Here is a 24,422-nt window from a genome sequence, read left to right as displayed (position 1 = left end):
TTGTTTGGTGCATGTCATTTCTTTGATGATAATTGCAAGTCAAGTATAAACAATAAAAGTCCTAAATCTAAGTTAGGTGAAGTATAAAAAAACGGATAAATTTGCTTCGATGAAAGAAATGCTTACTAAAGTGCTGCTTCTCCTGTCTTGTAATTGCCTTATGCTGACCGCTAAAGCACAAGTAGCAATTGGTGAATGGCGCGATCACCTGTCGTATAATAAAGCTACAAATGTGGTAGAAGCCGGAAATAAAATTTACTGTGTTGCAGATGGAAATTTATTTTATTTCGATAAGGAAGACGGCAGCAGCAATAGGGTGTCAAAGGTTAATGGATTATCGGACGTACGTATTAATCGAATTGGATTTGACCCAAAACGCAACATATTAATTATTGCTTATTCGAATGCTAACATTGATTTGATTGAAAATGGGAAAGTGATTAATGTTTCAGATATAAAACGAAGCACTATTTCCGGAAACAAAAACATAAACAATATACTGGTTGGCGCGGACTTTACCTACTTAAGTTGCGGATTTGGAATTGTGGTTTTGGATTTAAATAAAAGAGAAATTAAAGACACCTATTACCTTGCGGCAATTAATCAAAATGTGAACGATTTGCTTTTATACCGCGATACATTTTATGCGGCTACCGACCAAGGCTTGTACTTTGCACCTAAATCGAACCCCAATTTAAGTAATCCCAACAATTGGAAAAAGGATAATGGACTTCCTATTAAATCGTATAATTCACTGGTTGTTTATAACCACAAATTCATAATTAATAAACCAAGCAATCCCGGAAAAATATATCAGCGCGATGTGGATAGCACCGCTTGGTATGCTTACGACAATGAAGTGGCAGACCGATTGGGATTACGGGTTTTTGGGAACAACCTGTACATGATGTATTTTTATGGCACGAGTGTACGCGATGAGCAAAAAAACCAAGTTAATTTTTTGGGTGGTGCTTTTGGGTACCCCAATCGCTTCCCGTTTTTTGCAGGGCCAAATGATGTAATTGTCGATAAAGACAATATTATTTGGATTGCAGATATACGCAGTGGTTTGGTTGAAAATGATGTAAAATTCCATTTTGTATATCGTTCACCAAGTGGTCCATACAGCAACAATGTTTTCTCGATGCATTTTTCTGAGAACCGCCTATGGGTAGCTTCCGGAGGGATTGATGATGCTTGGTCAGGACTTAACCATACAGATGGACTATCGGCGTTTATGGACAATAATTGGACAAGCAAGGCATCCGCATTTGCACCAACAGATTCCACCACCGATTTTGCAAAAGACTTTTTATATGTGCAGGAAAGCCCTTTAAGTACCAATCGAATTTTTGCAAGTGCCTGGGGAAAGGGCCTTGTGGAGTATAGTTCCAAATCAGACCAACTCGTTAAGATTTATAACAACACAAACAGCACCTTGAAATATAGAGTTGAAAACCCCGGAGTTTGGGTGAGTGGATTGGACTTTGACAGTGAGGGAAATCTTTGGATGGTGAATGCTTTTACAAATTCTTTATTAAATGTATTAAAAAAGGATGGTACATGGAAAGCATTTAACACTACTATTAATTCTGAAATTACTGCACGTGATGCGAGTGCACTGCTTGTTACCCAGTCTAACAAAAAATGGATTCTGCTGCCCCGCGCAACAAACGATCCGGGAATTTTGGTTTATGACGATAATGGAACAATAGATTATACCCCAGACGACAGGGTGAAAAAACTAAAGTTTGAGCCGGGAAAAGGCGGTATGGTGGGTTCTGAAGTGTTCTCAATTGCCGAAGATAAAAACGGAGAGGTTTGGGTTGGAACCGATAAGGGTATTAGTGTATTTTACTCTCCGGATGCTGTTTTTTCGAACGAAAATTTTGATGCGCAGCAAATAAAAATTGAACAGGACGGTAATATTCAATACCTCTTGGAAACGGAAGTCGTAACGACTATTGTTGTGGACGGCGCCAATCGAAAATGGGTGGGTACAATGAACAGTGGCGTGTATTTTATGAGCAGCGACGGAACACAACAACTGGCGCATTTTACCATTGAAAACTCACCTCTTTTTTCAAACAACATTATTTCGCTTGCCATAAATCCCGACGACGGAGAAGTGTTTATTGGCACTGATTTAGGAATTATATCTTATAAAAGCACCGCTACCGAAGGACTCGAAACCTGCGATATATTTGCCTATCCAAATCCTGTGAAAGGAACCTATGGCGGAGTTATAGCCATTAATGGCTTAACAAAAGATGCCAGTGTAAAAATTACCGATGTCAGTGGTTCCTTAATTTATCAAACAAAGGCACTAGGTGGTCAAGCCATTTGGGATGGAAATAATTTAAAAGGTGAGAAGGCTGCATCGGGTGTTTATTTGGTTTTTAGCACCGATACAGAAGGTTCAAAATCCTGTTCTACCAAAATTTTGATTGTTAATTAAGAACAAGCACCAATGCTCAGCAGCACAAGGGCAATTGTTTTAAAAACAACCAAGTACTCCGAAAATAGTCTGATTGTAAAGCTATACACCGAAGCTTTTGGATTAAAATCATATATCGTTGGTGGCATACACGGCAAAAAATCGAAAGCGGCTTTGTTTATGCCGCTTAGCTTGCTCGAAGTAGTGGCCAATCACAGCGAAACATCCAAATTAATTCGCCCCAAAGAGATTAGAATTAGCGAACCCCTTCAAAGTGTTCATGCGCAAATTCAAAAGAGCGCCGTATTGCTCTTTTTAAATGAAGTCCTTTATAAATCAATAAAGGAAGAAGAAACCAACCCAGACCTCTTTTCGTTTATACATCATGCTTTATTAGTATTGGAATACAGCGAAACATCAATTGCAAATTTTCACCTTGGATTTATGCTGAAACTTACCCGTTTTTTGGGTTTTTATCCCGATGGAAGATTCAGTAACAGTAAGTGTTATTTTAATTTACAAGAAGGCAATTTTTCAAGTCAAAAAACGAATTATTCGCTCGATGAAAACAAAAGCCGCTTACTTGATTATTGCCTCAGCGATTCGTTTGAAAATATTCCCAACAGGGAAATTCGAAATGAATTAACCCAACAGCTAATACTTTTTTATGAACTGCATATTTCAGGATTCGGTAAAATTAAATCAGCAGATGTACTGCATGAAATAAATTCCTAGTTGAATTTATTCCATTCGCTAGTATTATTGAATAACCAATCTTCTAATATATTGTTTTTTGTCGGCTAAAACACGCAAACTATAAACTCCTTTTGCTAGCGAATGTGTATTTAATACGCTTTCTGTTCTCCCTTGAATTGCTCCCGTTTCTTGCTCCCATACAATACGCCCAAGAGGGTCTAAAATCTGTACTTTGGCAAAGGTTTTTAGTGCTGATGTAAACTCAACAGTAAATACTCCGGCAGAAGGATTAGGGTAAACGTGAAGGGACTTATCAAATAAATTGTATTTAGAAATGTCGGTTGATTGATCTACATAAGCCAACACCGGAATGCGTGCGCTTGGACATGAACTATTTGCCGTTGCAACTTTCCAATCGTAGAAATAATAATAATAAGAAGCGCCGGCAGAAGCCCCGGTAATTGTTACGATTCCGGGCACACCATAAGGATAACTCACATTTGCCGAATTGTTACGCATTAAATACACTCCGCCTCCACTGTAATTCAAACGATAATTGCTTCCGCCAAGAACTTGAAAATTAAGAATTACGCGGCTCATCCCAACTGGAACTGCTGAAGTAACTGTTTGCAAAATGGCACCTACGCTGCTGAGCAATTGAACCGTAATGTTTCCGGCATTTTGAGCATACACTTTTACAGATACCAAAGTAAAATCAACATCCGCATGAAAGAGCTCATATTGAGCAGAGTTAATATAAGCTGCCGAACCTAAAGCATTATCGTGCGGATAAGCATATGCTGTATCGGTATGCTGTGCAGTGTTTTCAGCAAAATAGATGGTTGAAGTGGAAATGGTGGGAGTAATGAATGTATCCCCACTGGCAACATAATTCCCGGCTGCATTATACCATTTTATGAGCCCACTACCCGAAGCCACTAATGTTGCATTTCCTGAAACATTAACAGTATCGCCCAAAGGAATTGGTATTGACGGGCTTGGAACTTCAGTTAAAGTATAGGATGCAGAGTCGGTTCCGCAATAGTTTGTGACATGCACGGTGTAAGTGGCGCTAGCTGATGGTACCTTAATAGTTTGTTTTGTTTCACCAGTAGACCACAATATAGAAGTGCCGGCAGTAGCTGTTAATTCAACACTGTCGCCTGCGCAAACGGTAGATGAGTTTTTGTTGGAGTGAATTTCAATTACCGGATTTCCGCTAGGGCTTTGCTGCGTTAATTGAATGGGCGATGCAAAAATATTGTTGCCCTCATTCGACTCTTGAAAAAAGTTATGCGGATCTACCTCAATTACCACATAGTACTGTCCGTTACAGGTTCCGGGTGCAATATAAATCCATTGTCCATCTAGTGTTTCCCAGTAAATATCGGTATAGCCAACAGTAATTCCTTGAAAGGCTAATCCACAGCTATAATTGCCGCCACCATGGCCATGATTCACTATTGTATTGTAGGTTAATATTGTGCCGGCTGAATCTCTGCAATGCCCATTTGCTGTGCTACAGTTTTGAAAATCTTCGATACAAAAACCAACTTTATTTCCGGTACCTACAACAGGCCATTTTAATGGATTGCTTTCGGTGCTGTCCTTAATGCGGATAGTCATTATCTCCCAATCGTCCACATGATAATGTCCGTGTGAAGGATGATAGGTCATACTTCCTGCAAAATGCTCTGTGAAAGTCATATTGATTCCACTTTTATGATACACGCGTTGCTTTAGCAGTTGATGTGGATTAGGATTGCCATTCGGGCATGTAAAGCTTGCTGAAGCATTAGGGTCAGTTATTGAAAAGGTATCTGTACCACACAAAAACCAGCGTTTGCCATTGCTGTCAACTGCTCTTACTTCCAGCGCACCGCTTCCGGTATTAGGGGTAGAAGCAGAGAGTCGAAAACGCCCATCATCAGGACCTTGAGCAGTTACACTTGCTCCGGCATTGGTTTGCGGATATTCATTGGGTCCTCCTTGATAGGTTTGGAACGCATATTCCGAAACGGTGATGTCAGGCAATAAATCACAATCGGTTGAAATTCCATCGGGACACAGGCAGCCGGTTCCATTGGTGGTACTGCATTGGCTGTAAGAAAACAAGGAAGTAAGGCACAATGCCGAGATAACTAAAAAATGCTTCATAGTGTATAAATTTGAAGCAAGTTAGAAATTTTATTATTCTGCGCAATGCTTGATGTTATTTATGATCTGTTCCTCCTTTTTTACAACATTCGGGCAACTTCTCATATTCCAGCGCGTCTGCTTTTAGCTCATCGGCATCATATCCCAATTGACTTATCGCTAAACGAATATTCGCGGGACTTGTTTTTTCGGGATTATAAGTAACCGTAAGTACTTTTGAAGGCACATCTAGTTTGCAAAACTTAACTCCTTTAGTATAAATCAAGTTGGATTCAAGTCTTTTTTTGCATTGCTCGCACTCTGCAGATGTTTTAATTTTGATGACTTCATTCTTTTTATTTTGTGCCAATACTCCTAATGAAAAGGAAAGCAGCACGAACAGGAAAATTCTCTTTAGCATAGTTTGATTTTTTAAAGGGTTCATAGTAAGTTTTTATTTTTATTTTTTTGAAGAAAAGGGTTTCCATCTAAACCCTATATACATTAATCGGCCCATTAATGGCCCCCACACAAGCGATGCATCGAAGCTGCTACTGAATGGACTTTCTGCATCGATAATAGGATTGTGCTGAGTGAAGTTTCCAATATTTTCGGCTCCTACATATACATCAAAACGCATTAAAAAATAACTCACTTGTGCAGCATAAAGCGAATACGGTTTTGAGCGCAACGGAATTTCATTTCCATGATGAATTATCCCACCCGAAGGAATACGACTGTATCCAAAAACTTTTGCAGTTGCATTCATGCTCCATTTTTTATTTTTCGTTTTGTATTCCACATTCAGCAAGCCCTTATCGCGTGGCACAAATGGTCGTTGCCGCAGCGTGCCCGAATAATTCGTAGCTGTTTCATTGTGTTTATAAGCAAGCAAGACCGTGAAATTTGGTATTGGCTCTGTTGTTATCTCACCTTGAACATAGTGTGCATAAGATTTTCCGTTGAGGTTATAAAAACGAATTTCGTGAATTTCCTCCATATCAAGTACCACTTGGTTTTCGAAAAAGGTATAGTAGTAATCCACATTAAAAACAGCTTCACGAGCAAATAATCTGAACTTGTGCGTGAAATTAATTCCGGAATTCCAAGCCACCTCAGGACGCAAATCCATAGCAGCATTTATCGTACGTGAAGAAGCAAAAGCCCCTGTGTTTTCGGCATACACACGTGCGGTGCGCCAGCCTCTTCCACCACTCAGGCGAAGGGAAGTAAGTTGAGTAAAATTATATTTAAGGTGAAGGCGTGGAGTAAGATAAAAACCAAAGGAATTGTGATAATCTTCTCGTACACCCGCAACCAGCGAAAACTGCTGCAAATCGTTGTAGGTATATTCGGCATAAGCCCCCGGAACAAGCTCTTGTGTGCGCAAAGGTAAGCCATTAATTTTTTCGAAATAGTTGTTGTAGTTAAAGCTGAGTCCGCCTCTAATGTAATGTCGGGTATCGCTTATTATGGTTTGGTAAATCGTATTGGCATAAAACGACTCTTGCCTTGCCGAATATGTTTTTAATCCAAAATAACTGTCTTGCAAATGCAGCCGTGTGGAGGTAATGAGCGCAAAACTTTTATAAGGTTTAGCCGCATTTATGGTTCCGGTTTTCGTGAATAATTCAATTAGTTTATTGTTGATTCCAACCCCGTAATTTGTTTGCTTTCCAAAGTCGTTAGAATAGTTAAAGCGGTTTTGCCCACCTTGTTTATCGTCATACAAAGCACGCAGCCCAACCTGTGCCTCGAGTTTATTGGGTATACCAAAATGCCAACGGTTGTATGCATTTAATTGTTGATAGAGTGGTTGATCTAAAAAGCCATCGCCGTTGTGGTCCACTTTTTTAACTTGCGTGCTCCCGTGCAACAAGAGTTCACCGCTGGTGTTTTTCTTAAAACGATTGGCCAGTTGAATGTTCAGCTCTTCGCGCCCTTCGTGATTTACATAGCCATTAATAAAAACAGCTTCTGCTGTTTGCGGTTTTTTAAGCTCAATATTGAGTTGCCCCGTGATGCCTTCATAGCCATTAATTACGGAACCCACGCCTTTGTTAATTTGAATGGATTCAATCCAAGGCCCGGGCGTAAAACCTAAGCCATAGGCTGCAGATAAACCACGAATCAAGGGCACGTTTTCACTTTGTATCTGCGTGTAAATTCCATCCAAGCCCAACATTTGAATTTGCTTTGCCCCGGTAACAGCATCGGTTTGATTAACATCCACCACCGGATTGGTTTCAAAACTTTCGGACAAATTACAACAAGCGGCTTTTAATAATTCGCCACTGGTAATGGTAGTAGTGTTGATCGGTGTGAGTGTGGAAATGGCGGTTGATTCAATGCGCCCTTCTACAATGGCCTCCTTTAACGTGATTGATTTTTTTAATTCAATATTCACTTGAGTGGCGGTGTGTTCCGTAATTTTGAAGGTGTCTCTGCTGTATCCCACATAACTTATAGCCAACCTTACAGGAAATTCTTGTGCAGTGTTTATTTCAAAACTACCGCTACTATCGCTAGTTGAACCTTCTGTAGTGCCCACTACAACAATGTTGACACCGGTAAGAAACTCTTTACTTTGCCCATTCATTTCGTACACGCTTCCGCGGATGGTGCTTAATGTTTGCGCCATTGCAATGGATGGTAATGCCATCGACAGGAATAAAATAAAACTTTTCATTTGATTTTTCGGGTGAATTAGTACAGCTGCCAATACGAAGGAAGGTGTATTCCAAAAGCAGCTAATGGAACAGCATTTTCAATTCGTGTGAGCACAAATAGAATCACATGTTGACCTGCGGGGTCAAGCCAAAAATCAAATTAAATAAGTAGCGTGCAGGCAAAGAATTTCTCGACCGGATTTTGGCGGCGATGTGTCGCTTGCTAGTATTATTGGAAGGGAATAACTGTGTACCTTATAAAAAACAGTGTGGCTAACAAAAAAAGTAACAGCACTTATAAAAGAAAATGGTTTGGAGGAGTCTTTATGAAGCAAGCTTAACTTAAATGTTTGCTTCGAAAAATCACAGCATTTCTTATTTATACTGTGGCAGGAAGGAGTGTTTTTTTTGCAGCAATTGGTAAACGCTTGCAGGGAAACAATTTCTTTACCGCTCTTACCACAAACCATTTTAAAAAAGGTAATTCCGGTAGAGGAAGCCACTATTGCAAGGGCAACAAATAGAATTAAAAAGGGTTTTATCCGTTTTTTCATTGCGCAGCAAAGGTAAGTGTAAAAAGGCTCATTTTCAAGCAAATGAAACAATTTTAAAAAGGGTAATGTTTTATTTTGTTAATGAAAATCCCTTAGCGCAAAAGCAGCGCCATCAGCCAAAAATATATAGGAGTATTGGTGCGATTTATTTGCAAGTATGGTTGTAAAGCGCCACCTGCTTAGGAAACTGGCTCCAATCGGTATGTCCGTTAATGTCAGTAAAAAAGCTGGGGCAATCTTTATAAATCAGTGCCATTTGATCTTTGTACTTTTTGCTTTGCGCCAGAACAGAGTTGGTGCCGCCTTCGGTTAAAATGTAATAGCTCAAATCTTTTCCTCCGATGAGCGTCATACCCCCAAATCCAACACTGGCATCGCTCTTAGCATTGGGGTCTTGATATACTTTTAATTTATTGTTTGCTGCGCCGGGATTTAAGCGTTGCGCTAAGAAGCTTTTATCGGAGTTGGGCATCTTTACGGTTTCATAATAAATCCAATCACAATCAATTACATCACCAATATTTTGCATTTTGCTCATATCGGTGGCAGAACGCACAATTTCAGCAATTTTTTGCATGTTTGAGGGTTTCATTTTAACCTGAATCACTTCATCTGCTTTAAAGCGTTGTTTATCACTACCATCATCCGGTGCAACTGCGAAGGACTTTAAGCGTCCATTCATTTGCATAGCCGATTTTAAGGTTCCTTTTAAAATCGTTCCGTCTGCCTTAGTCACTTCACAAGGTTGGTTTAAGGGCAATTCATTATCCGGAAAAGCCGGCACAAATTGGGCATTTGCTAAAAGGTTTCCAAGCATCATAAATGCTATTAGTGTTATTAGTTTTTTCATAGCTAGAAAATTGATTTGCATAAATGTATGCATTTTTCATTACACCGCTAGGCCTGTTTTTGGGCTATAAGAATTAAATCAATCACCGTTGGAGCATCGGCTGTTTCTATTACTTTTCGATCAAGTTTTAGGAGCTTTAAACTGTTTTTAAGCAGCGCCGCACAAAGGTAGTCGGCTTGGTGATAATGCATAAATAGTTCGTCACCCGAACTTCCCTTTTTCAATCCCGATTTTTCGTAATCGTCCTCCATGGTACTTAAATAAAGCAGGCCTCCTGTGTGAAGTAATTGAGAGGCATCCTGAATAAGCTTCAGTGCTTCAGCTTTTGAAAGATAAGGCAAACAAAAGCCACACATAATTCCATCCTGTTGCTGCGTTAGCTTTGAAATTTCACGCGCATCCAGTAGCTGAAAACGCGCGGATGGGTTATTTTCCTGCGCCAAAGCAAGCATGTTTGGAGCTAAATCAATCCCAAGAAGCGAAAAATCAGGGCGCTTTTGAAGCAGGTATTTTGTAATGTTGCCCGGTCCGCAGGCAATGTCTAAAACGCTCGCATTGGGAGTGGAAATAGTTTCGCAAAAAAAATCGAAGGTGTCGTGATAGAGGCTCACATCCATAAAGCGAGCTTGATATTCGACGGCTAACTTGTTGAAAACGGATACGGCTTTTTCGGATTTATCCATTGGCTTTGCGCTAATTTTTATGCTAAGAAAGGTGTTGAATTTAATACATAAAAGCAGTTTTTATTTCGTAGCGTTTCTCATAAAACCAAAGTACTTTTTGACTTCCAAAAACGCGAAATCCTTCTTGAGGAGCATACCACATTTCTTGAGTGGTGGCATACACAAAATTATCAGCAACTGACTTGCAATGTATTTTAACTACCTCACCCATCACACGCGTAACTTCCAACAATCGAACAGCAATGTGATTTTCTGTTGCGGTATAACGAATAAGTAGTGTACTATCGTGTTTAACAGTATCAATCCTAAAACTGTTTTTCCAGGCAGGTTTGTTGATATCTGCAAGCATTAATAGTGCGAATTCTTTGTGCCAATCTGGCTGAGTTAAAATGGTGCTATTGCGCTGCCCATCAAATAAAGTTGTTTTTTTTAATTGAGCCTTGGAGGCAGATAACTTTTGAGCTTCAGAATCATAAAAACGCTGGAGATCAAAATAGCGCAGGTCTTTATTTACAGGCTCCATTTGGGAACATCCGACCAGCAGAACAATGAATAAGGCTGGCGTTAACAACAAAAAAAAGCGGGGAGTTGAAACCCGCTTTTTTTGATGCATTTTATGATTTTTTGCGCGCAAGTGGTTTATTTAAAAATCAAATTTAATGCCTTGTGCCAAAGGTAAACTTGTGCTGTAATTGATGGTGTTTGTTTGTCGGCGCATGTAAGCTTTCCAAGCATCACTTCCGCTTTCTCTGCCACCACCGGTTTCTTTTTCTCCGCCAAAAGCACCGCCAATTTCGGCACCGGAAGTTCCAATGTTAACGTTGGCAATTCCGCAATCGCTGCCTTGTACCGAAAGAAAATTTTCCATTTCGCGCATGTTGGTAGTGAAAATTGCTGAAGATAAACCTTGTGGAACGCCATTTTGAAGGGCAATAGCTTCGTCCAATGTTTTATATTTCATCACATACAAAATAGGAGCAAAGGTTTCTTCGCACACTTTTTTGATGTTGTTTTTAACTTCAATAATGCATGGATTTACATAGCATCCCGACTCGTATCCGGCACCTTCCATAAGGTTTCCGCCACAGAGCACTTTTCCTCCATCTTTTTTTGCATCTTCAATAGCAGCAGTAAAATCAGCCACAGCTGCTTTGTCGATTAAGGGACCCACGTGATTTTTTTCATCTAAGGGATTGCCCATGCGCAATTGAGAATAAGCCTTTTTAAGCGACTCTAAGGTCTTATCATAAACACTTTCGTGAACAATTAAGCGACGAGTGGAAGTGCAGCGTTGACCGGCAGTTCCCACGGCACCAAACACAACACCAGGAACCAATAATTTCATATCAGCATGTTCCGAAACGATGATGGCATTGTTACCGCCGAGTTCCAAGATTGTTTTTCCAAAACGTTCGGCAACTAGCGAGGATACTCTTCTACCAATTCGCGTGGAGCCTGTAAAGGAAACTAAAGGTACGCGTTTGTCGTTGTTCAATAAATCGCCAACCGCATTGCCAATTAACACACAGCTCACTCCTTCGGGAACGTTATTGTTTTTAAGCACTTCGGCTATAATATTTTGACAAGCAATGGCACAAAGTGGTGTTTTAGAACTAGGCTTCCACACACACACATCGCCACAAACCCAGGCAATAGCTGCATTCCAGCTCCAAACTGCCACAGGGAAGTTAAAAGCAGATATTACACCCACAATTCCAAGCGGATGATATTGCTCGTACATGCGGTGCAAAGGGCGTTCGCTGTGCATTGTTAATCCGTATAGTTGACGTGATAATCCTACCGCAAAATCACAGATGTCAATCATTTCTTGCACTTCGCCTTTACCTTCTTGCAAGCTTTTTCCCATTTCGTAGGAAACCAGTTCGCCCAATTCGTTTTTGTATTTTCGAAATTGCTCGCCCATTTGACGCACCATTTCACCTCTTTTGGGTGCAGGAATCATGCGCCATACCTTAAATGCTTCTTCGGCTGTTTTAAGGGTACGTTCGTAATCTTCGGGGGTTGCTGCATTTACGCTGGCAATTAATTCCCCATTTACAGGAGAGTATGAATCAATTTGTTTTCCTTTTGTATGTACATGATTTAAGCCCGTTGAGGCACCAAAATTAAGGGCTTTGATGCCAAGTGTTTCAAGGCTTTTGGCGATGCCTGATTTTTTTTCTAAAACAGTGTTGCTCATTGGATGTTTATTTATTTTTTTGAGGGTGCAAAGGTAGGAAATAGTATTTACTTTGGAGGCAATGAAGGAAGAATCTAAAAATAGGGAATGGTGGTTTTAATTGAGCTTAAACGGTTTGTATCGAACGCATCGTTTTTTTGTAAATCGGTTTGTAGCATACATGAACTTGTTTGCTGGGTTTTTCAATGCCGCTTGGAAATGGAGTGGAGGCAGAAATGGATTTTTTTATTTTAGGCTTTGCAAACGCATACTTATGGCATCCTCGCTATGCGGCACAATACGAGGACGAGTGCTGGTGCAAAATAAAAATGAAATGTGTAAGATTTGCCAAGTATTAAATAAATTTTAGATTTGTAGTACTGCCTAAAAAAATATCAAACATGAAAAAACTATTCCTATCCCTATGTGTTTATTTTATTTTTGTAAATTTTAGTACTTCACGTGCTCAAGCGCCTACCCGACTTGAAGGGTATAATAGTAAAGATCCTTATTCGGTGCTTTATGCTTGGTACAATCCAACAGCTGAATGGAAAGCATGGTTTGAAAAGACAAATAAAGGCATCCTAGCCACACCCGCCCCAAAAGGATGTAGTGCTACCCATAAAAAATACGTTCATAAAATTGTTTTTTCCTCCGAGCCCATTATTTATGGTAAGGAAGATGAATCTAAATTTACCAACACTTTCGAGTATGCCCAACCCATTTATGCGATGGCTTATCTTTCTAAACCGATTAAGGACCTTGACCCTGCCAAATGGAGACATTTGAATATGGTAAGAAGGTCGCTGCCTGACGGAGAGCCAACCGAAAATGACAAGGGATGGTTCGATTATGACAATTGGGATGAAGCACAGACTTACCTCTCATTTCCCGTTGTAAAATCTACTTCTGATCCTGCAAAGTATATTTTTGCCTTTGATCAAACGACCAAATTTGAGTGGTTTTTTAGTGCAAATGAAAGGTCTCAGGTATTAGCTTCTTTGTATGATGATGAAGCCTTTGGGGTTTTAAATGTGGAGAGTAGGGTTGGTGGTTACAGTAGTACTAACCTGTATAGCATGCGCCGTGCTTGGTATAATCCGAGTGAAAATGATCGTGCTTGGTTTTTCGAATTTAACAATAAATCTCTTGCCGAGAGCGCACCGGAGGGCAGTAGTGCTATGCATAAAAAATACCTCCATCGAATAGTTTACTCCAAAGAGCCTATTATTTATGGTCAAGAGGATGAATCAAAGTTTACACGCGATTTTAAATTTGGAGATAATATATATGCCATGGCGTATTTATCAAAAACAGTTAGGGAACTTGACTCAGGCAATAAATTAGATTTTGTAAAAATACTTAGCCGAGTTTTTCCAAGTGGTGATGAAAAGAAAGGCTATGCATCTGAGAAGTTAACTCTTTACGATGCAGCCACGGAATCAAAGGAAAAAACTTACGTGTCGTTTTACATCATGAAACCATCATCGGATGGGAATAACTATTATTATTCGACTGCTGTATGTAATTATTTTGCAAAATTAGGGACTTATGATAACCTGCAGCTTTTCTCTTCGGTATACAATGACAATGCTACTGGAACTTTTAATTATAATATAACGGGGACAACAGAAAATGATTTTATAGCCCTTCAGAAAGCGTTTGCTAAAGCTGCAGAACCAGCTGAAAAACTTAAAGCCGATGCTGCGCTAAACAGCAAAGAAATGCCAAAGGAATGGACAGAGCAATCAGCTCCGTTAGCAGGAGGTATTACACTGGAACAAATAAAATCAGGGTATATAGCTGCATTTCCGGGTTCAACCGTTGTTAAAATTGTGGTTCATCCTGCTCCTCAACCCTTATGGTCGGTAAATTCCAACGCCTTGGGTATACCTGTTTCTCAATATAATAATCAGGAGATATATGTTTTTTGCAAGGACGCTTCCGGCTGCTGGATGGGAAGTGTTGATTTTTACAAAGATTATTTAGGAGGAGGCACTTACGGAAAAGCATATTTGGTTGCAAAGTCAGTTTATGGCACGGACTATTTGCCTTGTTCGAAGATGAAGTAAAGGCGCAAAACCCTTCATTAACAAAGCGCTATTTCTAATGTATATTCTTCAACACTCCTTTCTCATTTCGGTGATTGCTTTTATGCTCTGCTCCATATTATCTGTTGCACAAACAACGGAACTTGTTTATACTGATAGAGACACAAGTTATATTGACAATCCATTTATGCAGTCATTTGGTATGATAAAACCTCATGCATTCAAAGATGGAAGCTACATCATCTATACGGATGGTAAAAAAAATAATATCCTATTTAAGGGTTTTATAAAGGGAGGAAAAACAAATGGATTTTATTATTCCTATAAAAAAAACAATTCGGATTCGGTTTTAAAAGAAACGAAAACTGTTCTTAAAACAACAGAAGGGAAATTGGATGGCTGGTGCAAATTACTTGCGTTTAATAACAGCACTATTTGTTATCAATATTATTTTTTATTTGACAAAGGGTTACTGCAAAAAATAAAAATTACAGATGCTTCCATAAGCGAAAATGGATTTAATAACACGCCTGATTTGAATTCTACTGCCACGCGTAAATCCACTGATACACTTGTGCTTTCATTTAATAGGCAAAAAATAGAATGTGTTCAATTTTTGCGTTCCGAAAACTCTTTCACCATTAAATCACCCTTAACTAATAACTGTATAAACGACAGTACCGAATTAGAAAGCGCGCTGCCTATTGAACCCATCTATAAGCATAATGGTGCTAATGATTCAATGCAAATTAGCTTTCTGAAACAATATCCAATAAAGACAAAAAACGCATCTGTTGAAGGAAATTTGCTGTTTCAATACGATTCTTTAAAACAGTTTAACCGATTCGTTTTAAATAGTTGGTTTTTTGTCGATTACTCCAACCACATTAATTTTGACCTGTTTGAAGTTCGGTTTAGTAAAAAGTATACTGATTGGATGATAAAATGTACAATTGGTTTTGAACCAATAGAATCATATCCAGAGGATTTAACAAGCAAAGATGAACCGAAGCTTCTCTATATTGATAATTCAAAATATTTTTACCTAAGTTCCAATTGGGTGTTGGATATGAATGACCAATAAATATCCAAATTTGTTTACCATTCACAGAACTTTATAAGCCCTTTGTAGCAATACCATGCTTTAGCGACCAAGGAATGAGCTCTGCTTTTAAACTTTTAGAAAAGCCCGAGGGAACTCCAATTTTTTTACCGTCCCATTTAATCATTTTTACTAACCAAGTATCCTGAATTTTTTCAATTTTGTTGGCCTCAAACACAATACTATTCGGCAATTGAGAAGCAAAATTAACAAGCTCTGTTTCGTTAATTTCCGATGGAAGTTCTCCACTGGTGCTCGGATCGGCCAATGCCTTAATAACATAACCCGAAAGCCCACCAATACTTCTACCGGCACTTTCAAGTAGGGCATTCCCTTTAGAGGAGCACAAAAAGTAAAGCGCGTTATCGGCAATAATTAATTTTCCTAAAAATGTATTTCGCCCGTTTGATAATTTAATAGTGTATGCGTTCATTGTTAAAAAGATTAGGATTGGGATTTTGTTAGAGTGCTAAAAAAAGTAGTCTGAACATAACTTTGACAATAGAATATTGACTTCAGATTATTAAGGATATCTTACAAGCGTAATGACATATGGTAACATTAAAGCATCCATATCTATTTGCGAGTTGGTTGCAACTAAAATTTTAATTTTGGGATAGCCTTCAGCTAAATAAGATACAATTTTTCCGGTAGCAACTGTTTTATTCGCCCGTTCTGTAAATCCGGCTTTTTTTAGTTGATTCATGAAATCTAAGTAATGTGCTGATACCGCTGTTCTAAAACCTGTAGCTACAGAGCCATCCGTATTTATCGATATCATGGCAACATTTTTATAGTTGGCTGTTTTGTCTGTTGGTATCGCAAAACTCTTGCTTGAAAGAAAAGTACAATACTTAAACTTTAAAGTATCCTTCTTTTCATAAAAACTAAATCCCTTTTTTGTTACCAAATCGCTAAAACAATCAAATGTTTTACACTTCGATTTTTCAATTAAGTCGTTTAAACTTACTGTTTGTGCTACTGAAACGGTTGAAAGCAAAACAAACATTATTAGTATTTTTTTCATTCTTTACAATTTAAGTTAGCGCTAGTTACTGATTTAATTTGTGCACCTAATTTTCTCATCAGCAAGATTTTTAATTTATAAAGCTAAGATTAAATCTCATATTCGCTCAAACCCCCGGTGCACTATTTAAGTTTCAAGGTTGTTAAATCGAACAAAGCTCTATAAGTTAGAAACCGCTATTGCAACCGCAAATTAAGAGCATCCGCCATGCGCAAGCGGACGAGTTATGGATGTGGTGAGTGGCCCCTTTATAAAAATTTGTTTGCTTAATTTTTCACTACACCTTTGAAATGAAGTGACAGCAGAAATGGATTTTTTTATTTTATGCGTTGCAAACGCATACTTGTGGCATCCTCGTTATGCTGATCTAAACGAGGATGTGAGTGAGGTTACAGAGGTTTAAAATTTTATGAAAAGGAATAAGAAACAAAAAGAAAAGGAGTAAAAATTCAGAACTAAAATGATAGCTCTCGCCCTCATTTTCGCTCTGAATTTTGTACCCGGGATCGGAATCGAACCGATACGGCCGCAATGGCCACAGGATTTTAAGTCCTTACTTCATTGCTGGAATACCAATAAAACCGCCTGAGCGCACCCTGCATTTTGATGCAAAATGGTGCATTTCCGCACCACATTTCCGCACTCCAAGTGCACCCCGTTTTCCCCCTAAAGTCAATAATTACTAACCTTTAAAAATAACCAAAATGAATAACGCAATTTCAATTGCTTCCGGAAGCCCTATGGACTCAAAACTGGAAGAAATAATCCGAAAAAAGGACGCTAACCTTAAAGAATTAGCAATAAAAAACGCAAAGCATTTTGCCAAGCGCAATCTCCCAGCTGTAGAGGACGACAAACTCGAAAACTATACTGGAGAACTCAAAACGGGCTATGAAATGCTCGCCTCAGATGTACTTCATCACATACAGCCTGGGGCTAATTTCCCTGAAGCTAAAATGGATGCAGATTACTTTAAGGACAGGGACAAGAGTCTCGAAACAGAGATTCTTGAAAAGCAGAGCCAAATCCATAACCATGAATATGAGTTAGGAAACCATAGTGAGGGGAACTTCGCTTCCCGAATCAGATGGGCAGTAATTGCAAGCCTAATGATATTTAGCGGAGAAGTAATCTTCAACAGCAAATCTTTTCAAGTAACAGGAGAAAACTTTCTGTTCTCATTAATTCTTTCCATATCCATCTCCTTTGCAGTGATGGTGTTTTCGCACATGGTTCCTTTTCTCTACAAAGAGGCAAAGAGTACATTGTATAGAAGACTAATCGTTATCGGCTCTCTCCTGACAGTAACATTGGTTTTTTCAGTACTCGCAATTTTCAGGTCAAGTTACTTGGCAAATCACGAAGTACACATTAGCCCTGGGTATTTTATACTGTTTAATCTGTTCTTCTTTATTGTTTCAACCTTGTTTTCATTCTCGATTCTTCCTACATGGACAGAGCTGAAAGAGAATGCCCATAAGATGGGGACTACCAAAGCAATTAAAAAACTGAAAGAGGAGATTCAGGTTTTAAAAGCAGAGCGTGATAGAATCAAACAGAGCATTTTGGAAAACACCAAGCAAAGGGTGCGCATCGGTTACCATGCCAATTATGTAATTGATAGATTACGTAAAATGTATTGGGAGACTTTGGAAATATTCAAATCAACCAACCGAACTTTCCGAACAGACGGTGCAATACCCAACTGCTTTTCTGATGTTTTACCTGACCCGAATATTGAGGATTTCTCCTTTTCTCTTACCACAACTAACACCAAACAATCATGAAAGCTCTTCTCAAAACGTTAGGAATTCTTTTGCTAATTACTTTGTTCGTTGCTTGTGTTTCTGAAAAGAACACAACAACAGAGCTTGTTATAGCAAGAGATGTTACAGATTCTATAATAGCGCAACCAAAAACCGAAGAGATATTTTCTCTCTTCGGTTTAACAGAAAACCCTTTGAATGGAGCCATCTTCAAGTTTCAGAACTTGAGTGATGTTAGCTATAATCAAAGAAGCCAAGTGAAGATTGAGCCTCAAAACAAGTGGCTTTCTAATGAAATGGAAAGAAAAGGTGAAATCAGGAAGTTCAAAATTGCAATTGAATCAAATTTGGCAGAAAGCCCTAATGATACAGTTGAGAAAGAAAACTCTTCCATCTATTTACCCATAGTACGAGAACTTAATCAATTAAGTCAGAGCAAGTCAGATAGAAGAATTTTATTGGTATACAGCGATTTGATGGAGAATACTCAAGAGTTTTCATTCTATCGAAAGGGAGATTTTGAACTTGTGAAAAATCAGCCAGACTCATTACAGAAAAGATTTGAAAAGGAGCTTTTAATAAGTCCGCTAGGTGGTATTGAAATCTATTTCATATATCAACCTAAGGACATTAAAAGCGATGCACGTTTTCAAATCATTTCTGAATTCTACAAGAAGCTACTAGAGAGCAAAGGAGCGAAAGTGACAATTTCTGCGAACCTTAATTTTTAAAACTGGAAAACATGGGCAAATCAATATGGACTTTTCTGAAATTTATAGGGAAGCTAATCTTGCTTGTGTTGTGGGGTTGCTGCCGACTTGCAGAACTCATCTTACAACAAGTCAATGTATTTCTTCAATCATACATTAACAAACACTAATCCCTAAACAAAATGAAAATCATAGAACAACTCCTCATACTCTTTATAAAACTTCTAGAAAGTATTTTCAAAGGAATCTTCGAGTTTATACAATTCGCTTGGACTGCTATTCCTAAAAAGAAGGATAGCTACAATGCAGAATTTGTAAGTGCTAGAACACTGCTATCAAGCAGAGAATATGGCTTCTGCCTCACAGGCAGAAGAAATTTATCAGTTAAAAATTCGTATCAGAATTCGCTCATCATTGGAGGCACTGGTACAGGAAAATCAAGCGTGGTACTCTTTCCCTCACTTTACACTATGAAAGGAAGTTTTGTCATTCACGATCCATCGGGTGAACTTTTTTCAAAAAGTGCAGGATTCTTAAAGCAAAGAGGATATGAAATAAAAGTACTGAACTTTGCTAATCCAAATAATTCTTCTGGTTACAATCCACTTGTCAGAGCGCAAAGCTCATCGGATATTCAGAAGGTTGCTTCACTCTTAATTGAAAATGCATTAGGAGGAAAAAGCAAAGACCCTTTTTGGAATTCTCAAGCGACATCCTTGCTTGCCATGCTTATCACCATCTTGAAAAAACAAGCACCCGAATTTCAAAATCTTTACAATGTAAGGCAACTCTTAAACCGATTAGGTGGAAATCCTGAATCAGTAGATGCTTTGTTTTCAGAATACGCAGATGAAATTCTGTTTGCTGAATACAAATCCTTTATCGCTTATGATGACAAAGTTGTAAGTGGAGTCATTGCAACTTGCAAAGCTGCGCTTCAACTTTTCAATGATGAATCCATTGCAAAAGTTACATCAACTGATAGCCTTGACCTTATCGAATTTAGAAACAAACCAACAGCATTGTTCATACAAAATTCAGTTGCCGACCAAAAATATTATTCTGTCTTAACCTCACTTTTCTTCGAACAATTCTTTGCTTTCCTTCTATCACGCTTTCCTAATGAAAAGGAGAAGGATATTTTCTTGTTAATTGATGAAGCATCATCACTCTACCTTCCAACATTATCACTAGCAGTTGCCAATGTCAGAAAGCACCGCTCAGGAATCATGCTCTTGGTACAAGATTTTAATCAATTGGTAAATCATTATGGAAAGAATAATGCAGATGCTATCAAATCGAACTGTTTTGCAAAAATGTATTTCACTGGAACTTCTCTAGAAACAGCGAAAGAGTTAGAACAAACCTTAGGAAGATATGAATACAAAGATGAAAAGGAAAGAACGGTAGTTCGACCACTCATGACTAATGATGAAATCAGAACAATGAAAGATACCCAAGCTATCTTGATTTGTGGACACCATCAACCCATAATGGCGAGACTTAAACCTTACTACCGACAGTCGAAGTTTAAAGACTTTAGCAACATTCAAGCTCCGGAGATTATCGGGCAACTAGCTTCTGAAAGCATTCCTGTATTACCCCTAAATCAAAAAGTAAATGAGCAAAAGGAACAATAACGGACTATGGGAATATTTAGAAGCTACAGGAGTTCTTGAAAAGGGAACGGATGCGGAAATTAAGGCAGCGAAACTTGCTTACCGCAAGGAGTACCTTTTGAAATACAAGCAGACCCAGCGCAATCATAAACCAGAGTTTACTGTCAACTTTTCAAACAGCAATGGAGAGTTCAGCAAAGTAGAGCATGCAGCGAAAAGGCATAAAATGACAATTACCGCCTTTATTCGCTCTGCGGTGATGTCTTACCTAGACCAAAGCTATATCGTTCCAAATTCAGAACAAATTGTCCATTTAGAGCAAATCCTTTCAGAATGTTTAAATCAGATTCAGAGCATTGTAAAAACGAGGGAGAAATATCATTGGGAGCGAGATCAGAAGTTTGAAAGCATAGAAAAAATCATTATTCGATTAGAAGAAAGAATAAATCTGGTTTTTAGAAACCCACCACTTGCTCAAAATGATTGTCAAAGTAAAATCCTTTAAGCGACCAAGCTTTAAGAAACTACTGGAGTATATGCTCCATGACAATGCTCGACTATTTGATGAAAAGGATAAAAGCTTTGTTCTAACACACAATTTAAAAGGAGATGATATTGAAAAATGGGTAAATCAGTTTAAAGAAAATGAAACCCATCGCTTACGAAAAAGAAAGGATTCAGTAATTCTCACCCATGAGATACTCTCTTGGCACAGAGATGATGCAAAGAACATTTCCTTAGACAAGATGCAGGAAATGGCAAGGGAATACATTCAGAAAAGAAATCCCAAAGGAATGTATGTTGCAGTTCCGCATTTCGACAAAGAACATTATCACATTCATATCTGTGCTTCCGGTGTTGAATATCGAGCAGGAAATGCAATGCGAATGTCCAAATCAGATTTTGGAAAACTCAAGAAGGAAATACAGAATTATCAGATTGAGCATTTTCCGGAATTATTAAAATCAATTGTAGCTCATGGAAAAAGAGAAAGGGGAAAAGCAAGCGACAGGGAATACAACTACAAGCTAAGAACGGGAAGAGATACAGAAAAGGAGCAAGTAATCGGAATGCTTAAAACCTGTTACAAGAAAGCAAATTCAAGAGATACTTTTTATCAATTACTTAATGAGTGCGGGCTAAAAACTTATGATAGAGGTGGTAAAACAACTGGAATAATCTTCGGAAGAAACAAATTTCGTTTTAACCGAATTGGCTTTACAGAAGATAGAATTGAAATGCTAAACATAATGCACAACAAGCAAAGGGAATTAAGGGAATTAAGAGGCAACTCTAAAGACAGAGTGCGAAACATTAATCGTTAATATTTAAAATTATGACTAATACTCAACAAAATCAACCAAACACAACTAAAGATATATATCAAATAGTTACCAATCACATCATAGAAAAACTTGAAAGGAAAATTGTTCCATGGCAACAACCATGGACAGATTCAGGATTACCAAGGAATTTAGTATCAAAGAAGCCATACAAAGGAATTAATGTTTGGCTTTTAAATTCCTTGAATTATTCCCAAAACTATTTCTTGACCTTCAATCAAATCAAGGAATTGGGAGGCTCAGTAAAGAAAGGAGAAAAGTCACAAATGGTGGTTTTTTGGAAGTGGCTTGAAAAGGAAGCTGAGAAAACTAAGGAAGTGAAGAAAACTCCATTACTCAAATACTACACAGTTTTTAATATTGATCAATGCACAGGAATTCCGAAAGAAAAATTGCCAGTTAAGGAAGAAAAACAGAACAATCCAATTGAAGCTTGTGAAAAAGTTATTAATGAAATGCCTAAAAAACCAATCATCAAACACGATGAACAAAGAGCGTTTTACCATACAGGGCAGGATTATGTGAATATGCCTAAGCTTGAAACATTTGTTAATAGTGAAAGATATTACGGAACGCTTTTTCATGAATTGGTTCACGCAACTGGACACAGTGAAAGGCTTAACAGAAAGGAATTGCTGGAACAAAAAGGCCCACAAACAAGAGATTATGCCATAGAAGAACTTACCGCAGAAATGGGAGCTTCATATCTGAAATCTTACACCGGAATCCCACATCAAAATTTTGAAGATAACATCGCTTACATACAACACTGGCTTGAGAAATTAAAGAAGGACAAGAAATTTATTGTTCATGCGAGTGGACAAGCACAGAAGGCTGTGGATTATATTTTAGGCGTAAATATGGAGTTTCCAAATAAATCAATCCCTGAATTGCCAGAAGATAAGGAATTGGAAAGTGATAAAGTTAAAGGGCTAAAATCAATAAGAGAAAAAAGAGCTTCCACTCGCCAAATTGCAATCCACAGCAGACATTAGACATTTACTTGTGTTATGCTAGTATGAAATTTAAAGTTAATCATTTAAAAGATAACAATGGAAGAAAATACAGAAAGAGAAGGTCTTACAAAAAAAGAACTCATATTTCTTAATATGATTCTCTATTTCAGTATCTCTCTCGCCCTGTTTCTAATAACAGCGCTCTTTATGCAACTGTGGTAATCTCACACAGCAATAATACAGGACAATAAATCCTGTATTATTTTTTGCCATCCGGAATTAAATCGATTTCCTCTCGCAATTTTTTTATTTCTTCAATGTCCTCTTCGGCAAAACTAAAAACCTCTAATTCATATTTTCCTCTAGAGGTTGTTTTCGTTACCAAAGTTGAATTGGTTCCTGTTTTTTGGAATTTTAAATCAGGGTTTTGATTGTTGTTTTCAATAGCAGATTTATTCATAGTCGATATTTATTTGGAATGTTCAGGTAATGAAAATTTTTCTTGAAATCTTTTAGTGATATTAAAAATACCCTCTGCGCAACCCATTAATAACGGAGTGTCGCTATCTTCATTAAACACGTTCTCGGCATCACAATCCAAACACAAAAAGCCTAGTAATCCATCCTTTTCTGAGCCATCAAAGCTTGGAATAAAAATAGGAGCAACAATCGCACTTCTATATTTTAAGGGCCAATGCTCTCTTCTTTCTTCAATAGTTAAACTCTTGAGATAATCAACATCGACACCATTATCCTTAAAGCTTTCATTCTCATACCCTTTGTCAATTGCCATGGGTAATGAATTACTAAAAAAATACTTATCCCGTTTTTGATTAATGATTCTATCCCATATATCTCGATAAGCAGTGTTTTTCTTATAGTATCTGGCTTTATTTACATCGTCATATTCATACCTATCGCTTGAGTTCCGGTCTCGAATTAAGGTAAAAACTTTGTTTTCATCGTTGCTTTTTATATCTGCACGACCCAAGTTAGGCTTAATACAAACGGCACACTTCGCATTTGTATTGCCTGTATGCGAAACAATTATCTCTGTAAAGACTTCAGATATATCACCGCAAAATTTCTCAAGTGCCACTAGATATGAAGCCTTTGTGCTTTTTGAAGTAGGCTTTCCATTACTCAGTAAACTACTTAGTTCCATTGAAATAAAGGTGTTCTTAAAAGCCTCATCATCCTTAATTGTTTCATGCAGTTTCTTTAATGCTTCTATAAGTTCCCTAAGGTAATTGTTGTTTTCCTCCATTTCGACCCGTAGTATCTTGTGGGTGTCACTAAAACCTCTGTTAATCTTATGCATGACACGAGCAAACTTTGCGTCACGAGCCATTTTTCTTCTTTCTACACCCCACAACCTTTTCTCCTTAATGTGTGCATACGCATTTACAATGAAAGCCAATACCAGAAAAATAAAAACAGACCAAAAGGCACTTAACTGCCACCAAGAAAGTGTCGATAGTTTTTCAGGAATTAGGTGATGAAACAATAAAGTTAAAGCTGAAATTTCTCCTAATGCACGAAGAGTTGCGCCAATAATGTGCCAGTCCCTGTTGGGTGATAATTTATCAAGTTGCTTACTGATGGAATTTTTAACTTTTTTCAAATTTCAACAGCAGAGTTATA

The 24,422-nt window shown here is 38.1% G+C and carries 22 protein-coding genes; 10 read left to right on the top strand and 12 right to left on the bottom strand.

Translation table 11 applies throughout. The features are described from left to right. Nucleotides 1-76 precede the first annotated feature (76 nt). The gene (locus tag IPP32_03365) at nt 77-2,458 is read left to right on the top strand and encodes a T9SS type A sorting domain-containing protein (GenBank protein MBL0047118.1); all 2,382 of its coding nucleotides are present in this window, start codon (nt 77-79) and stop codon (nt 2,456-2,458) included. 12 nt (nt 2,459-2,470) lie between these two features. Continuing rightward, nucleotides 2,471-3,172 (top strand): DNA repair protein RecO, encoded by a 702-nt coding sequence (gene recO, locus IPP32_03360; protein ID MBL0047117.1) that lies wholly within the window; start codon nt 2,471-2,473, stop codon nt 3,170-3,172. 24 nt (nt 3,173-3,196) lie between these two features. Here recO and IPP32_03355 read toward each other — a convergent pair whose 3' ends face one another. From IPP32_03355 to IPP32_03320, 8 genes are all read right to left on the bottom strand, one after another. Continuing rightward, the gene (locus IPP32_03355) at nt 3,197-5,290 is read right to left on the bottom strand and encodes a T9SS type A sorting domain-containing protein (GenBank protein MBL0047116.1); all 2,094 of its coding nucleotides are present in this window, start codon (nt 5,288-5,290) and stop codon (nt 3,197-3,199) included. A gap of 55 nt (nt 5,291-5,345) precedes the next feature. Then, on the bottom strand, nt 5,346-5,714 hold the full coding sequence (locus tag IPP32_03350; GenBank protein ID MBL0047115.1) for a heavy-metal-associated domain-containing protein: 369 nt from the start codon (nt 5,712-5,714) through the stop codon (nt 5,346-5,348). Between the two features lie 15 nt (nt 5,715-5,729). Then, the gene (locus IPP32_03345) at nt 5,730-7,958 is read right to left on the bottom strand and encodes a TonB-dependent receptor (GenBank protein ID MBL0047114.1); all 2,229 of its coding nucleotides are present in this window, start codon (nt 7,956-7,958) and stop codon (nt 5,730-5,732) included. A gap of 135 nt (nt 7,959-8,093) precedes the next feature. After that, entirely contained in the window at nt 8,094-8,492 is a 399-nt protein-coding gene (locus IPP32_03340) for a hypothetical protein (protein MBL0047113.1), read from the bottom strand. Nucleotides 8,493-8,637: 145 nt separating this feature from the next. Beyond that, nucleotides 8,638-9,342, bottom strand: coding sequence for a hypothetical protein (locus IPP32_03335; protein MBL0047112.1), 705 nt, complete (start codon nt 9,340-9,342; stop codon nt 8,638-8,640). Nucleotides 9,343-9,389: 47 nt separating this feature from the next. Beyond that, nucleotides 9,390-10,025: a class I SAM-dependent methyltransferase gene (locus tag IPP32_03330; protein MBL0047111.1), complete on the bottom strand. Its 636-nt coding sequence runs from the start codon at nt 10,023-10,025 to the stop codon at nt 9,390-9,392. A 40-nt stretch (nt 10,026-10,065) separates the two neighbouring features. Beyond that, nucleotides 10,066-10,638, bottom strand: coding sequence for a hypothetical protein (locus tag IPP32_03325; GenBank protein ID MBL0047110.1), 573 nt, complete (start codon nt 10,636-10,638; stop codon nt 10,066-10,068). Nucleotides 10,639-10,668: 30 nt separating this feature from the next. After that, entirely contained in the window at nt 10,669-12,225 is a 1,557-nt protein-coding gene (locus IPP32_03320; protein ID MBL0047109.1) for an aldehyde dehydrogenase family protein, read from the bottom strand. Nucleotides 12,226-12,605: 380 nt separating this feature from the next. Here IPP32_03320 and IPP32_03315 point away from each other — a divergent pair, with 380 nt between their 5' ends. Together IPP32_03315 and IPP32_03310 are read left to right on the top strand one after the other, a co-directional pair. After that, nucleotides 12,606-14,276 (top strand): hypothetical protein, encoded by a 1,671-nt coding sequence (locus IPP32_03315; protein MBL0047108.1) that lies wholly within the window; start codon nt 12,606-12,608, stop codon nt 14,274-14,276. 37 nt (nt 14,277-14,313) lie between these two features. Beyond that, nucleotides 14,314-15,339 (top strand): hypothetical protein, encoded by a 1,026-nt coding sequence (locus tag IPP32_03310; protein ID MBL0047107.1) that lies wholly within the window; start codon nt 14,314-14,316, stop codon nt 15,337-15,339. 31 nt (nt 15,340-15,370) lie between these two features. On the opposite strand, the gene IPP32_03305 is transcribed toward IPP32_03310, so the two are convergent. Further along, nucleotides 15,371-15,790, bottom strand: coding sequence for a hypothetical protein (locus IPP32_03305; GenBank protein ID MBL0047106.1), 420 nt, complete (start codon nt 15,788-15,790; stop codon nt 15,371-15,373). Nucleotides 15,791-15,880: 90 nt separating this feature from the next. After that, the gene (locus IPP32_03300) at nt 15,881-16,384 is read right to left on the bottom strand and encodes a hypothetical protein (protein ID MBL0047105.1); all 504 of its coding nucleotides are present in this window, start codon (nt 16,382-16,384) and stop codon (nt 15,881-15,883) included. Between the two features lie 704 nt (nt 16,385-17,088). Between IPP32_03300 and IPP32_03295 the strand changes: the two genes are divergently transcribed. From IPP32_03295 to IPP32_03270, 6 genes are all read left to right on the top strand, one after another. Continuing rightward, nucleotides 17,089-18,171 (top strand): hypothetical protein, encoded by a 1,083-nt coding sequence (locus IPP32_03295; protein ID MBL0047104.1) that lies wholly within the window; start codon nt 17,089-17,091, stop codon nt 18,169-18,171. After that, nucleotides 18,168-18,881 (top strand): hypothetical protein, encoded by a 714-nt coding sequence (locus IPP32_03290; protein MBL0047103.1) that lies wholly within the window; start codon nt 18,168-18,170, stop codon nt 18,879-18,881. Before IPP32_03295 ends, IPP32_03290 begins: the two co-directional genes overlap by 4 nt. Before the next feature lie 161 nt (nt 18,882-19,042). Next, the gene (locus IPP32_03285) at nt 19,043-20,500 is read left to right on the top strand and encodes a type IV secretory system conjugative DNA transfer family protein (protein MBL0047102.1); all 1,458 of its coding nucleotides are present in this window, start codon (nt 19,043-19,045) and stop codon (nt 20,498-20,500) included. Next, complete coding sequence (locus IPP32_03280; GenBank protein MBL0047101.1) at nt 20,481-20,984, top strand: hypothetical protein; 504 nt, start codon at nt 20,481-20,483, stop codon at nt 20,982-20,984. The genes IPP32_03285 and IPP32_03280 overlap by 20 nt, the downstream gene beginning before the upstream one ends. Beyond that, complete coding sequence (locus tag IPP32_03275) at nt 20,959-21,804, top strand: relaxase/mobilization nuclease domain-containing protein (GenBank protein ID MBL0047100.1); 846 nt, start codon at nt 20,959-20,961, stop codon at nt 21,802-21,804. The genes IPP32_03280 and IPP32_03275 overlap by 26 nt, the downstream gene beginning before the upstream one ends. A gap of 11 nt (nt 21,805-21,815) precedes the next feature. After that, nucleotides 21,816-22,817: a DUF1738 domain-containing protein gene (locus IPP32_03270; GenBank protein MBL0047099.1), complete on the top strand. Its 1,002-nt coding sequence runs from the start codon at nt 21,816-21,818 to the stop codon at nt 22,815-22,817. Between the two features lie 220 nt (nt 22,818-23,037). On the opposite strand, the gene IPP32_03265 is transcribed toward IPP32_03270, so the two are convergent. Together IPP32_03265 and IPP32_03260 are read right to left on the bottom strand one after the other, a co-directional pair. After that, complete coding sequence (locus IPP32_03265; protein ID MBL0047098.1) at nt 23,038-23,238, bottom strand: hypothetical protein; 201 nt, start codon at nt 23,236-23,238, stop codon at nt 23,038-23,040. Nucleotides 23,239-23,247: 9 nt separating this feature from the next. Beyond that, nucleotides 23,248-24,402: a hypothetical protein gene (locus IPP32_03260; protein MBL0047097.1), complete on the bottom strand. Its 1,155-nt coding sequence runs from the start codon at nt 24,400-24,402 to the stop codon at nt 23,248-23,250. Nucleotides 24,403-24,422: the final 20 nt, after the last annotated feature.

The sequence above is a fragment of the Bacteroidota bacterium genome (assembly GCA_016721765.1).
Classification (GTDB): Bacteria; Bacteroidota; Bacteroidia; order UBA4408; family UBA4408; genus UBA4408.
Note: the sequence above shows the minus strand (reverse complement) of the source record. Positions and strands in the feature narration are given on the sequence as shown.